Raw genomic sequence first — 12,737 nt, forward strand, 5'->3', positions numbered from 1 at the left:
CGGTCGGCGAGAGTTCGTGGCCCCGAACGGTTGCTCCGCATACCACGCTCCCGTACGCGGTGTGACGACGCACGAATTTCGCTATACGAAGGGTAGCGACCGCCGCAGATCCCGGAAATCGGTTCCGACCAGTAGTCGCGCTGGTCAGCGGCCTAATACTGATTCGCTTTCGGGGCGCGGGCTTGCCGGCCGTCGCAGAACCGCTGGATGGGCTCCTCACCTCGGGATAGTGTGGCGCGGTCGCATCGTACGGGGGTCGTCTGTCAGAAAGACGGCGACTCGGCGCGCGACAAAGGCGATTGATCGACCCTGATCCGTCATCTTCGTCGACAGGAATGGGCGCGCAGGCATGGGCGAGCTACATGTGATGCGGTGGAACCGGTATGGGCACGCTCGGCTTTACGTGAACCTTCCGGACGGGCAGAGCGTGGCCTGGTTCGACCTGCGGACCGATCAGCTCAACATCCTGCTCGACGTAGATCGGGATGCGGTGCTCGCCGCACTCGCCCCCTACCTGGGACAACGGCCGGAGCCCTCGGCCCACCCACCGCCGTCGCACGTCGTGCCGCCGCCGCCGGCGCCCGTATCGCCGCCGGCACCGCTGGCGGGATGGACGCCGGAAGTGCCTGGGCGCACCGGGTCCCAGACCGTGCCGCTGCCGGCCGTGCCCCTACCGGCCGTGCCCCTGCCCGGATCGCCGCCCATGCAGCCGCCGGGCGCCCCCGGGCTGACTGGTGGCGCACCCGCGGACGACCTCGCCGGCAATCCGCCCGGAGCCGCGATCCGGGCGAAGATCGAGGAGCTGACGCCGGGTTTCTGGCGTGCCCTGCTCAACCGTCTGTTCCGCCGGCCGTCGGAGACCGACGGGTGGCGCAAAGGGCTGGTCGGCGAAGAGACGGTGGGCGCGGAACTGGAGCTGCTCGCCGGCCGGGGATGGCGGGTGCTGCATTCGATACCGCTACCCCGAGGCGTCGACATCGACCATCTGCTGATCGGACCGGGCGGCGTGTTCACCTTCAACACGAAATACCACGTCGGCGCCAGGATCTGGGTGGGTGACCAGGCCGTGAAGCTGGGAGGTCAGCCCTATCCGTACGTCCGAAAGGCCCGGGCGGAGGCCAGCCGGGCATCGGCGGCGCTGAGTGGGGCCTGCGGATTCGCCGTGCAGGTCGACGCGGTGCTGGCATTTGTCGCGCCGGCGAAGCTGACCGTGGCGCCCTCCCGTGATGTAGTCCATGCCATCCGAGTCCACGCCATCCGGCACGACCAGATCGCGACCTTCAGTGATCTTTCGGCGGTGTGGCAGCCAGCCCATGTCGAGCAGATCTATGCCGCGGCGCGAGACCGGCGTAACTGGCTGAACGCCTGACGGCAGGCTGGGCAGCCTCCCGCCCCGCCCGCCTTCGATTCCCCTGCGGCACGTGAGTGGGTGCCGCGTAGGGTGATTCCTGGGGCCTCGCCAAGGGAGGGGAAGATCGTCGAGCTTCTCGCCGGTTTCCAGGCCGAGGTCACCGGAGTGACCTTGGTCTTCTTAGGTAAATCGACCCTGCAGCTGGCCATCATTCTTCTCGGCCTCAGCCTGGCGTTCGTCCCGTTCGCCTCCTCGCGGCCTCGGAGCACCCGGCGGCGGCAGCAGCACAAAGCCCGCGTCCGGGTCGCGGCGGTCGCGTCTGCCATGGGTACGACAGGTCTGCCGTCCGCCGATCAGATCGTCGACCACGTCGCCAAACGCAATAAAATCGTTGCTCGCACACAGGTGTTGCTCCTCCCCCCGATTATCGTCATGCTGCTGGGGATTTCCGTATCCCTCTGCGGGATAATCCTGCGCGACCATGCCAGATCACCTGACGGAATACCGCTCAGTACATTAGGCAGCGTGTTCGGCCTCACGGCTGCCTTCCTTATTTTCTTCGGCGCCTCCGAAGGAGTGCGACGATGGATATGGAATCAGAATCCCGAATTCTTCGCGACACATCACCTGCTGCACGCCATCGAGCTGATGTTGAAGTTACGACCCGATGCGTCAGCTGACGGCGGCACCATGGACATCAGTCAGGTTCGCCGGGACATCGTAGCGGAGCTCGGGCAGGCCGCCAGATACGTGCGGAGGCTGATCGGACGGCGCCGCCCCTTCGTCGGCCCTGAGGAGCTGGACAATGCCCGCGAAAGGGCTGCGCAGCTGGCACGGGCGATCAGCAGTCAGCAGGAGACAGTCATCTATGGCTCGCTCGCGGAGATCTTCCCGCTGGTCCCGGCGGTCTCGCGGAGTCTGGCAGCGCTTGTCGAGCAGCGCTTCGGGGACCTTCCCCTCAGCGGTGGAGTCAGGCTGCCCGCGGATGCCGACGAACGCACGCGCGGAGCGCACGGGGGAACCGATGACAACCGGACCGACGGTTCCGGTGAGCTACCACACCAGTCATCCTCCGGCCGCTTTCGCCCCGAAGATGTGGACACGTTTCGGCGGGAGATCGCACAGGTCTACACCACCACCGCCAGCGCGGAGCCGATGCTCACCCGGGCTGGATACCCCCGCGAACGACGACCGAACATCGACTACCATCACCCCGAGGCCGCCTGGGAGGAGATCTTCCGCGACCTCGGAAACGGAATCATCGAGGATCCGTTCAGGACGCTGCTCGCCAGCGCCCTCGAATCCTACCCAGCCAATCCGATCTTCACGGAGCTGGCCCACCGCTACGACGTACCAGTGCCGCCATCTCGGCGGCAGGAGATTCCGCAGCGGGCACGACGGGCGAAGCAGCGGATCAAGCGACTGCGTTTCTAGGGTTAGCGGGCGGCCTGTTACGGGGGATCGAGCGCGAGCGCGTGCCGGATGGTGTCGCGCACGTGGCCGCGAAGCCAGCGATGCGGCGCGTCGGCCTCATTGCGGGGATGCCACGCCTGCGCGATCGTCAGGGTGGGCAGGTCGAGGCCGATATCGAGAGCCACCAGGCCGAGGCTGGTGAGCAGACCGCGGCCGAGCCGGGCGGGCACCAGGCCGACCAGGTCGCTGCCGGCGACGAGCAGCAGCGCGGCGGAGTGGGACGGAACTGAGACCGCGACCGTCCGGCGCAGACCGCGCGCGGCGAGGGCCTCGTCCAGCGGGCCCGCGAAGCGTCCCCGGCGGGACGCCGTGACGTGCCGGGCGGCGGCGAGGCGTTCCGGCGTCAGGCGACCCCGGGCCAGCGGATGCCCGGAACGGACGACGGCGAGAGCCTGCTCCTCGGCCAGGACCTCGATGTGGATTTCCGGTGGGGTCGAATCGATCTCACCGATCTCCAGGTCGGCGGTCCCGTCGCGGAGGGGGTCGTCGGTCGCGGACGGCTCGGGGAGGAACCGCACCCGCGCACCCGGGGCGTCCCGAGTCAGCCGGTCGAGCAGATCGACGCCGATCGCGGTGGTCAGCGCGTCGCTGGCCAGGATGGTGAACGTCCTGGTCAGGGTGGCCAGGTCGGGTTCCCGAACCGGGGCGAACACGGCGTGGGCCCGTTCGACCAGGGCATGCACCTCGGCCTGGACGGCCAGCGCCCGCGGGGTGGGCACCATCCGATGGCCGGCGCGCACGAGGACCGGGTCGTCCATCGCCCGCCGTATGCGCCCCAGCGCACGGCTGACCGCGGACTCGGTCAGCAGCAGCCGCCGCGCGGCGCCGCTGACGCTCCGCTCCTCCAGCAGGGCATCGAGAGCCACCAGGAGGTTGAGGTCCAGCGAGAACGTCGATTGCATGGCATGCATCTTGCCATTGAGTAAGTTTCATTTGAGTGCTGATCGTCTGCTGCCTACGCTCGCCTCGTGACCGACGACTCCCCGACCGACTCCCCGGCCCATCCCCGGCGGGGGCCACTCGCGCTGCTGGACCGGGTGCTGCTGCGCGCACGGGTCGACAGCGTCGACCCGCTGGCCCGGCGCACCCGCCGGATCGTGCTGGCCGGCCCCGCGCTCGCCGGCCTCACCTGGACACCGGGCCAGAACGTGACCCTGTTCCCCCGGGACCCGACCCGGCTGGACAGCTGGCGGCAGGGGCCCCGTGACATCAAGCGCAGCTACTCGGTCTGGGAGTACCACCCGGCCGGACGGCTGGCGTTGGCCGTGTACGACCACGGCGGCGACTCCCCCGGCGCGGCGTGGGCCCGCGGCGTCGCGCCGGGAGACGAAGCGATCATCACGAAGCCGGACGGACGCCTCGTCGCGCGGGCCGACGCGAGCTTCCACCTGTTCGTCGGTGACGACACCGCGGCGGTTCCCTTCGGCGCGATCCTGCGCGGCCTGCCCGCTTCCGCCCAGGTCCGCGGTGTGTTCGAGTGCGACGACCCGGCGGACGCACTGCCCTTGCCCCGGGCCGGGGACCTCGCCTGGAGCTACCGCCACGGTGCCCCGGCCGCCGGCTCCCCGCTGCTGCCGGCGGCGCTCGCCGACCTCGACCTGCCCGATCCGCGGGACCCCGCCACCAGCACCAGCACCAGCATCGACATCGGGTCCGGGTCCGGGTCCGATGGCCGCACGGGCCGGCCCGTCGCCTACGTCGCCGGGGAGGCCCGGACCTGCCAGGCCGTCCGCCGCCACCTGGTGAGTGAGCGGGGCTGGGAGCGCCGCCAGGTTATCGTCCAGCCGTTCTGGACCCCGGGCAAACGCGGCATGGACTGACCCGGCCACTCACGATCCGGCGTCCACGGCCGAGGGTGTCGCCAGCGGTGACCTTGACGAGCATCGACCAGTTCGGCAGGTCGATACGACGGCCCTCGTCGCGACCGCGCGCGAAGCCTTGAACCGGTTGTGGCCCGGCTGAAGGCGATTCGTCTGGCGTATGGGCGTTGGGCGTATGGGCGTTGAATGTCACGGCGCCGTCACCTCAGGAGACGGCTGGCCGTGGCCGTGGCCGTCGCGATCAGAAGCCGAGGTCGGTGCCATCTGTGGATCCCGCGCTCCGGCCAGCCCGCAGATCATCATTGAGAGCAGTCGTTCCGCCCGGCCCGACGGGTCGGACGACTGCTCGCTCGCCCACGCGATCGCGGCGACGAACGCGAGCAGGTCGTCGATGGTGATGTCGCCGCGCACGGCCCCGGTCCGCGCCGCACGTTCGAGCAGCCCGGCGCCGGCGGCACGCATGGCCGCGCACGAGCCGTGCAACGCCGAGCTCTCATCCTCGAGGGCCGCCAGGATCGAGGCGGGCAGGCCCTGGTAGACGGCGGAGCCGGTGGCGACCTCCCCCAGCCACGTGAGCAGCGCGTCACGGGGACGCGGCGCGGCGAGCAGGCTCTCGGCCCGCGCGCGCAGCCCGTCGAAGCCCCGGCCCAGCAACGCCTCCAGCAACGCCTCTCGGGTCGGGAAGTGGCGGTAGAGCGTGCCGATGCCGACACCGGCGCGGCGCGCGATGTCCCGTAGCGAGGCGTCGATGCCGTGCTCGGCGAACACGTCCCGGGCGACATCAAGGATCAGTTCGTAGTTACGGCGAGCGTCCGCGCGCGGCGACTCGGCCAACCGGCTCCTCCATCATTGACATCCGGAGCACCGCTCCGTATGTTTCGGAGCACCGCTCCGGAAGATGACCCGAACCTAACAGAAGGGGCTCCGCATGCCGACGCCCGATCGGACCATCCTCGTCACCGGGGCCACCGGCCAGCAGGGCGGGGCCACCGCGCGACGTCTCCTGGCCGACGGGTGGCGGGTAAGGGCGCTGGTCCGCGACCCCGCCGGGCCGGCGGCGCGGCGGCTCGCCCTCGACGGCGCCGAACTGGTGACCGGTGACCTGGACGACCGGGACACGCTGGCCGCCGCCACCGAGGGCGTGTACGGGGTGTTCAGTGTTCAGCCGGCAAGCCACGCCCCCCATTTCGTCGAGGGGGAGGAAAGGTACGGCGTCAACGTCGCCGACGCGGCCAGGAACGCCGGGGTCCGGCATCTCGTCTACACCTCCGCGGCCGGTACCGATCGAAACCCGGACGGCCCCGCGGCCTCGAAGGCGCGGATCGAGCGCCACATCCGGGAGCTCGGCCTTCCCGCCACCGTGCTGCGTCCCGTCATGTTCGCGGAGAACCACACCGACCCGGTCTTCGGCGTCACCGGCCAGGCCTCGCTGGTCCGGATGATCCCGGCGGGGGTGACGGTTCAGCTCATCGCCGTCACCGACATCGGAGCGTTCGCCGCCCTCGCCTTCGCGGATCCGGCCCGCTATGTGGGTGCGGCGCTGGAGCTGGCTGGCGACGAGTTGACCCGCGAACACCTGATCACCGCGATCAGCCGCGCGACCGGGCACGACCTTCAGCTGGATCCGCTCCCCCGGGAGACTCTCGTCCAGCTCGGGGTCGACGTCGACGGCCTCGAGCGGGAGAAGTCCTTCAACGGCTGGCAGGCCGACATTCCCGCACTGCGGCGACTGCACCCGGGGCTGATGGACTTCGAGACGTGGCTGGCGAGGGAAGGCGCGGCCAGATTCGCCGCGCTGTTCGCCGAACCGGCGAGCCGCTGACACCCCCGGTTCCCGGGGCGTACCCGCATCCGCCACTCCGGTTTCAGTCAGCGCCGGTACGCCCCTGGAGCTCCGCCGATCCGTCCTGCGCGTCCTGTAGTTCCTCGCCATGCTCGGTGATCCAGTTTCCGAGCGCTTCCATCGGACCGTCCACCAGGCTCTGCCCGAGTGGAGTCAGCGCGTATTCGACCCGCGGCGGGGCCTGCGCGAACGCACGGCGGGCCACCAGACCGTAGGCGCCGAGCCGGCGTAGCGATTCGGTGAGGACCTTGTCGCTCATACCGCCGATCGCGACGCGCAGCTCGCGGCGCCGGCACGGCCCCGCGCGAAGAGCCACCAGCACGACCGGGTCCCAGATGTGGATGAACAGGTCGGTCACCGCCCGGATACGGCAGTCTGCCACCAGGTCCTCGCAGTGACGTCCCTGATCGCTCATCCCGGCCATCGTCGCAGGTCTCGCGTGCACCGATTGGTGCGTAACGGCCGCCTTACGGTCTCGGTCCGAGGCGATCGCGTCGAACGCGGTCGACGCGATCGACGCGCACAAGCACGCACGAGGAGGAACCATGCGGATCGGGATTCTGGGCACCGGGGCGCTGGCCGAGGGGTTGGGGCGGGCCTGGGTCCAGGCCGGGCACGAGGTGGTGATCGGCGGTCGATCGCGCGCCAAGGCGGATGCGCTCGCGGAACGCCTGGGCGCGACGGCGCGGGCGGCCGCACCACGCGCGGCTGTCGCCGAGCGCGACGCGGTACTGCTGGCCGTGCTGTGGACCGGTGTCGAGGATGTCCTGCGCAGCGCGGGCGCGAACGAGGGAACGCTGGCGGGGGTTCCGTTGATCGACCCGACGAACGCGGTCGAGCACGGCGTCGGCGTCCTGCTCACCGAGCAGGGCGACTCGGCCGCGGCCCGGATCGCCGCGGCGGCTCCTGGAGCGCACGTCGTGAAGGCGTTCCACCTTTATCCCGCGGCCCAGTGGGCACGACCGCCGGCCGGCGGCGCCGGTGCGGACACATCAGCGCCCACAGTGGCGATCTGCGGCGACGACGAGGCGGCGCTGCGGGTCGTGAGCGATCTCGTCCGGGACGTCGGCGGCGTACCGGCCACGCTGGGAGCGCTGGTCCGCGCACGTCAGCTCGAGGAGGTCGCGGGCTTCGTCATCGGGCTGGCGTTCGCGGGCTTTGATCCGGCTTCGGCCATCCCCCGTGTACCGACGGGAACAGTGTCCGCCTAGCCGAAGACGGAAACGGTCAGCCGGCCGAGCCGCCGGCGATCGTGTAGCTCCACAGCTCGCTGTGCACGCCAACCGGCCTGGGCGCCTCGCCGCCGGCGCGTTCCGCCTCCGAGCGGTGCCCGTGGGCGAAGGCCGGCGAGCTGACCCACGCCTGGAACGACTCCTCGTCGCGCCAGCGGGTCACCACCAGCCACGTGGTGCGGTCGTCGGTCGGCTTGAGCAGCTCGAAACCCTCGAAGCCGTCCCGGTCGTCGACCGCGCCGGCCCGCGCGGCGAAACGATGGGCCAGCTCGTCGCCGCTGTCCGGATCGACGGAGATGGCGTTGATCTTGATGACGGTCACGGTGCCCCGGCTTCCCCACTCGGTGGTCACAACTCGGTGGTCGCACGTTTCGCCGATGTTATCGGCCGCCCAGGTTCAGGAAAAACGCGCGGATGTCGGCGGCGAGCAGCTCGGGCGCCTCAAGCCCCGCGAAGTGGCCGCCGCGGTCGGCCTCCGTCCACCGGGCGATCGGCAGCCGCCGCTCGGCGTACGACCGGACCGGGCGGGTGATGTCCTCGGGCAGGACGAGGACGCCCACCGGCTGGACGGTGCGCCACGACCGCGGGCCGCCGGTCTCCCGGTGCAGACGGGGCGCCGTCCCGGCGGTGCCGGTCAACCAGAACAGCGTCACGTTCGTGAGCACCCGGTCGGGACTGATCGGGAAGTCCCGGGCCGCCCACATCGTCATCGGGTCGAGCAGCCAGGCGAGCAGCCCGACCGGCGAGTCGTTGAGGGCGTACGCCGGGGTCTGCGGCCGGGTGCCGTTGACCAGCCGAACCGCCGGCTGGTCGCGCAGGTAGGCCTCGGTCTGGGCGAGCCGCTCCTGGTCCCCCGGTGTCAGCCGGGTGCGGTCCGGGTCGCCCGGCAGCCGCGGTGTCGGAAGATAGTTGAGGTGTATTCCGACGACGTGGTCGGCGTCGTGCTGTGACAGGGCCCGGGACACCGACGCCCCCCAGTCACCGCCCTGCGCGCCGTAACGGTGGTATCCCAGGCCGCGCATCAGCTCCGCCCAGGCACGTGCCACCCGATCGACGTCCCAGCCGCGCTCGCGCGTCGGGCCGGAGAAGCCCCACCCCGGAATCGACGGGACGACCAGGTGGAAGTCCGCCGAGAGCGGCCCGATCACGTCGAGGAACTCCACGACCGACCCCGGCCAGCCGTGGGTCAGCACCAACGGGAGCGCGTCCGGCCGGGGGCTGCGCAGGTGGAGGAAGTGGATCCGCTGGCCGTCGATCTCGGTGACGAACTGTGGATGACTGTTCAGCTCGGCCTCCGCGGCCCGCCAGTCGTAACGGTGGCGCCAGTGGTCGGCCAGTTCCCTGACCCTGGCCAGCGGCACGCCGAACTCGTCGCCGACACCCGGCAGTTCGTCGGGCCAGCGGGTGCGGTCGAGGCGTGCGTGCAGGTCGTCGAGGTCGGCCTGCGGTATGGCGACGCGGAAGGGTTCAATCTTCATCGTTAGTCTCCCTAACGTTAGTAACACTAACGTTAGGTCGTTGGTGTCACTAACGCAAGCCCCTAGGATGCGGTCCATGCCGGAACGCGACCGCCACGGGCCGACCAACCCGTCCGCCGTCCCCGCGCGCCTGCGGTCACTGGCCAGCCGGCTCCTCGGCCGCGGCACGGTGCACGCGGAACGGATCTCGAACGCCCGTCTCGCCACGGCGGGGGCGACGCGGTGGCAGTACGCGACGCTGGTCACGCTCCGCGACAGCGGCCCGGCAAGTCAGGCCGCGCTCAGCGAGCGCACCGGCATCCACCGCAGTGACATGGTGGCCGTGCTGAGCGGCCTGGCCGAGACGGCGTACGTGCAACGCGCCCCCGACCCCGCCGACCGACGCCGCAACATCGTCACGCTGACCCCGGCCGGACGGTCCTGGCTGCACACTCTGGACCAGCTCGTCGACGAGACCCAGGACGAACTGCTCGCCCCGCTCGCCCCGGCCGAACGCGCGGAGCTGGTCCGCCTCCTGCAGCGCATAGACGATCACCACTCGGCACATTGAACACACCGCGCGCCCAGGTCACCGGACGCGACCTCGAGGTGGATCCGCTTCCCCGCCAGGCTCTCAGTTTGGCAGTACCGCGGGCTCCGGCCGGCGAGCGAGAAATCCTCCGCCGGAGGGTACGACCGGCGGCGGGGCGGCGGCATCTCCGGACGACGGCACCAGGAACCGGCGGAAGGTGGCCGGGATGTCGCGCTCCAGCTCCGCCTCGGGCGCGCCCTGCTCCTGGAAGTAGACGACGTAGTAGCCCTCGCCGAAGGTCTCGCGCATGAGCTCCACCGGTGGACGGGTGGTGCGCTCGAGGTACGGCACACTGAGGCCGACCACACCACGGACGAGATCCGGGCGCAGCAGCGCGGTATGCCAGGCGACGACCGCACCCCAATCCTGGCCGACGACGGCGGCGGGCCCGTCGCCGAGGCTGGTGACGAGGCCGACCACGTCCCCGACCAGGTGCAGGATCGTGTACGCCGAGACATCGGCCGGACCACCCGTACGCCCGTAGCCGCGTTGGTCCGGGGCGACGGCGTGGAAGCCCGCGTCGGCGAGCGCGGTGAGCTGGTGCCGCCACGAGTACGACGACTCGGGAAAGCCGTGTAAAAGAATGACCAGCGGCCCGGAACCGGCCTCGGCGATGTGCATGCGCAGGTGGCCCACGGTGATTGAGCGGCGCGTGATGTCAGCCATGACAGCATTATTCGCAGATTGATCAATAATGCCACAGGCGGCCACTGGTATGGCAGGCCGCGAGCGGGCAGGCTCGAACAGGACGACCACAAACGGCGCGGACGACCAGCCCAGACAGCCTGGGCCGCTGAACGGACGGGATAGGTTGGACGGGTTGGACGGCCGCCGGCACGGCGCCCGACGCCGGTGCGCAAGAGAGGAAATCGACCCGTGAGCATTCTGCCGCAGGAACTGAGGGACCTCATCGAGTCCGGCCCGATGGCCCACCTGACCACCATCAACGCCGACGGCAGCCCGCAGGTGACGGTCATCTGGATCGGCCTGGACGGCGACGCGATCGTCACCGGGCACATGTCGAAACAGGTGAAGCTACGCAACATCGAGCGTGACCCGCGGGTCGTGTTGTCCTTCGACGCCCCGCGGGTGCCGGGCGCCTTCCTGAACCAGTACGCCGTGGTGCGGGCACGGGCGACGGTCACGCCGAGCGATGACACCTGGGACCTGCTCAACCGCCTGGCGAAGGTCTACATCTCGCCGGACGCCGAGTTCCCGGCGCCGCGGGGCCCGGGATTCATCGTGCGCTACGCCGTGGAGCGCGTCAGTGGTGTCGGCCCATGGGTACCGGCGGCCGGCTCGGCCACCCACTGATCAGCCATCCGAACGCCGCGCTGACGACCGTCGCGTCGTCGCGACCGCGCATTTTACGAGAGCAGGAGGTCGGCCCGTGTCTCGTGTACGAGTCCACAACTTCTCCGTCTCTCTCGACGGTTATGGCACCGGCGAGGGGCAGAGCCTCGAAAGGCCGTTCGGTCACGCCGAGGGGCGGTTGCACGACTGGTTCTTCCACACCAGGTCGTTCCGCGCGATGCACGGCGAGGACGGCGGAGACACCGGGGTGGACGACGCGCTTGCCGGAGCATGGGAGCCGGGCATCGGCGCCGAGATCATGGGGCGGAACAAGTTCGGGCCGCAGCGCGGCCCCTGGGAGGACCACGAATGGACGGGGTGGTGGGGCGAGGATCCCCCGTTCCACACGCCGGTCTTCGTCCTGACCCACCACCCCCGCCCGCCGTTGGTGATGAAAGGGGGCACGACGTTCCACTTCATCGACGCCACCCCGCAGGAGGCGCTCCGCCAGGCACGGGAGGCCGCCGGCGGCCTCGACGTCCGGATCGGTGGCGGGCCGACCATGGTCCGCGACTTCCTGGCAGTGGATCTGATCGACCACCTGCACGTGGCCGTCGTCCCGATCCTCCTCGGCCGCGGGGTGCGGCTGTGGGAGGGCCTCGAGGAGATGGAGAAGCGCTTCACCGTCGAATCCACGACGACCCCCAGCGGCATCACCCACGTGACCTTTACCCGACCCGCCGATCAATGATGAAACGCGGCCCAGGGTAATTGACTTATCTTGCGCGAGCCGGCGTCCCGGGAGACTGGCTCTCGAAGATCAGGCAAGGCGTACGGATTCTGGCTGGCCGGGCCTCGGCCGGGTTCGGGAGACCGCGAAGAGCGTCCAGCGCGGGTTCGACGATCGTGGACCATTTCGACGCGGGGACGTCCCAGAAGGTCGACCATGTCCGGAGCTCGATCTGCCGGGCGGCTTCCAGCGGGGTCGAGGGACGTCCCGCGCCGGTGAGGGTGAGGTCGGCGACCAGGCGCAGGCCGGCCTGCTCTGCGAGCCGGGTGACGGTGTCGGGCGCGTCGCGACGGGACGCGCCGTCGGCAAGCGTGGCCTGCATTGCTTGGATGATCTCGGAGATGTCCGATCCGTCGGGCGCCCCGGCCCCGACGAAACCGAACCGGCCGCCCGGGCGCAGCACCCGGACGACCTCGGCCAGCACTGCGGGCTGATCGCCGACGAGGTGCAGCACGTGCACCGCGGCGCAGGCGTCCACGGTGCCTGAGCGGAGTGGGATCGCTGTCGCGTCAGCGCGCAGGATCCGGCCGGACAGCCGTCCCGCGGCGCGGGCGAGCATCCGCTCGGAGAGATCCACTCCGGCCACGGACCAGCCGAGTTCGACGAAGGCGGCGGAGACCAGACCGGTACCGACGCCGATCTCCAGCAGCCGCGCGCGTTCCGGGGGCGTCTCGCCGAGCAGGTGCGGAGCGAGCGCGGCGGCGACGGTCCGGCCACGTTCCGCCCCGCCCCGCGTCTCGTCGTAGCGGTCCGCCATACGGTCAAAGTTCACGGACTCCGGCACAGTCCAAGGCTAATCCCGCACCACGACACCCCGCCGTCGCAGGCCGCCGCCCAGCGCGGACGCGCCGAGGTGAGCGGCGAAAAATGCGTGGCGGGCGGCTGC

General features: G+C 70.5%; 15 protein-coding genes. 8 read left to right on the plus strand and 7 right to left on the minus strand.

The genetic code is table 11. The annotated features are described in order from the left end of the window. Window positions 1-349: 349 nt before the first annotated feature. Both E0504_RS37790 and E0504_RS37795 read left to right on the plus strand, forming a co-directional pair. Window positions 350-1,369 carry a nuclease-related domain-containing protein gene (locus E0504_RS37790; RefSeq protein WP_112106474.1) on the plus strand — a complete coding sequence of 340 codons (1,020 nt, stop codon included), beginning with the start codon at window positions 350-352 and terminating at the stop codon, window positions 1,367-1,369. A 72-nt stretch (window positions 1,370-1,441) separates the two neighbouring features. Continuing rightward, window positions 1,442-2,785 (plus strand): effector-associated domain EAD1-containing protein, encoded by a 1,344-nt coding sequence (locus tag E0504_RS37795; RefSeq protein WP_112106475.1) that lies wholly within the window; start codon window positions 1,442-1,444, stop codon window positions 2,783-2,785. A 17-nt stretch (window positions 2,786-2,802) separates the two neighbouring features. On the opposite strand, the gene E0504_RS37800 is transcribed toward E0504_RS37795, so the two are convergent. Further along, window positions 2,803-3,735: a LysR family transcriptional regulator gene (locus E0504_RS37800; RefSeq protein ID WP_112106476.1), complete on the minus strand. Its 933-nt coding sequence runs from the start codon at window positions 3,733-3,735 to the stop codon at window positions 2,803-2,805. Window positions 3,736-3,792: 57 nt separating this feature from the next. Between E0504_RS37800 and E0504_RS37805 the strand changes: the two genes are divergently transcribed. Further along, the gene (locus E0504_RS37805; protein WP_112106477.1) at window positions 3,793-4,644 is read left to right on the plus strand and encodes a siderophore-interacting protein; all 852 of its coding nucleotides are present in this window, start codon (window positions 3,793-3,795) and stop codon (window positions 4,642-4,644) included. 189 nt (window positions 4,645-4,833) lie between these two features. On the opposite strand, the gene E0504_RS37810 is transcribed toward E0504_RS37805, so the two are convergent. Continuing rightward, on the minus strand, window positions 4,834-5,478 hold the full coding sequence (locus E0504_RS37810) for a TetR/AcrR family transcriptional regulator (protein ID WP_112106478.1): 645 nt from the start codon (window positions 5,476-5,478) through the stop codon (window positions 4,834-4,836). A 94-nt stretch (window positions 5,479-5,572) separates the two neighbouring features. Between E0504_RS37810 and E0504_RS37815 the strand changes: the two genes are divergently transcribed. After that, the gene (locus tag E0504_RS37815) at window positions 5,573-6,466 is read left to right on the plus strand and encodes an NmrA/HSCARG family protein (RefSeq protein WP_112106479.1); all 894 of its coding nucleotides are present in this window, start codon (window positions 5,573-5,575) and stop codon (window positions 6,464-6,466) included. Between the two features lie 43 nt (window positions 6,467-6,509). Here E0504_RS37815 and E0504_RS37820 read toward each other — a convergent pair whose 3' ends face one another. Then, entirely contained in the window at window positions 6,510-6,902 is a 393-nt protein-coding gene (locus tag E0504_RS37820; RefSeq protein WP_071059750.1) for a helix-turn-helix domain-containing protein, read from the minus strand. A 130-nt stretch (window positions 6,903-7,032) separates the two neighbouring features. Here E0504_RS37820 and E0504_RS37825 point away from each other — a divergent pair, with 130 nt between their 5' ends. Continuing rightward, window positions 7,033-7,698 carry an NADPH-dependent F420 reductase gene (locus E0504_RS37825; protein WP_112106480.1) on the plus strand — a complete coding sequence of 222 codons (666 nt, stop codon included), beginning with the start codon at window positions 7,033-7,035 and terminating at the stop codon, window positions 7,696-7,698. A gap of 16 nt (window positions 7,699-7,714) precedes the next feature. Here the strand turns inward: E0504_RS37825 and E0504_RS37830 are convergent, their stop codons facing one another. Then, window positions 7,715-8,041, minus strand: coding sequence for an antibiotic biosynthesis monooxygenase (locus E0504_RS37830; protein WP_112106523.1), 327 nt, complete (start codon window positions 8,039-8,041; stop codon window positions 7,715-7,717). 58 nt (window positions 8,042-8,099) lie between these two features. Then, a complete protein-coding gene (locus E0504_RS37835; RefSeq protein WP_112106481.1) occupies window positions 8,100-9,197 on the minus strand; it encodes an epoxide hydrolase family protein in 1,098 nt (365 codons plus the stop codon). 76 nt (window positions 9,198-9,273) lie between these two features. Between E0504_RS37835 and E0504_RS37840 the strand changes: the two genes are divergently transcribed. Next, window positions 9,274-9,747, plus strand: a complete 474-nt coding sequence (locus tag E0504_RS37840) for a MarR family winged helix-turn-helix transcriptional regulator (RefSeq protein ID WP_368672074.1) — start codon at window positions 9,274-9,276, stop codon at window positions 9,745-9,747. A gap of 63 nt (window positions 9,748-9,810) precedes the next feature. On the opposite strand, the gene E0504_RS53680 is transcribed toward E0504_RS37840, so the two are convergent. Further along, window positions 9,811-10,434, minus strand: coding sequence for an alpha/beta fold hydrolase (locus tag E0504_RS53680; protein WP_112106483.1), 624 nt, complete (start codon window positions 10,432-10,434; stop codon window positions 9,811-9,813). A gap of 210 nt (window positions 10,435-10,644) precedes the next feature. Between E0504_RS53680 and E0504_RS37850 the strand changes: the two genes are divergently transcribed. Further along, window positions 10,645-11,082: a PPOX class F420-dependent oxidoreductase gene (locus tag E0504_RS37850; RefSeq protein ID WP_071059755.1), complete on the plus strand. Its 438-nt coding sequence runs from the start codon at window positions 10,645-10,647 to the stop codon at window positions 11,080-11,082. Window positions 11,083-11,158: 76 nt separating this feature from the next. Then, window positions 11,159-11,812 carry a dihydrofolate reductase family protein gene (locus E0504_RS37855; RefSeq protein WP_112106484.1) on the plus strand — a complete coding sequence of 218 codons (654 nt, stop codon included), beginning with the start codon at window positions 11,159-11,161 and terminating at the stop codon, window positions 11,810-11,812. Window positions 11,813-11,837: 25 nt separating this feature from the next. Here the strand turns inward: E0504_RS37855 and E0504_RS37860 are convergent, their stop codons facing one another. Then, window positions 11,838-12,623 carry a class I SAM-dependent methyltransferase gene (locus tag E0504_RS37860; RefSeq protein WP_373693979.1) on the minus strand — a complete coding sequence of 262 codons (786 nt, stop codon included), beginning with the start codon at window positions 12,621-12,623 and terminating at the stop codon, window positions 11,838-11,840. Window positions 12,624-12,737: the final 114 nt, after the last annotated feature.

It is taken from the genome of Parafrankia sp. BMG5.11 (assembly GCF_004337455.1).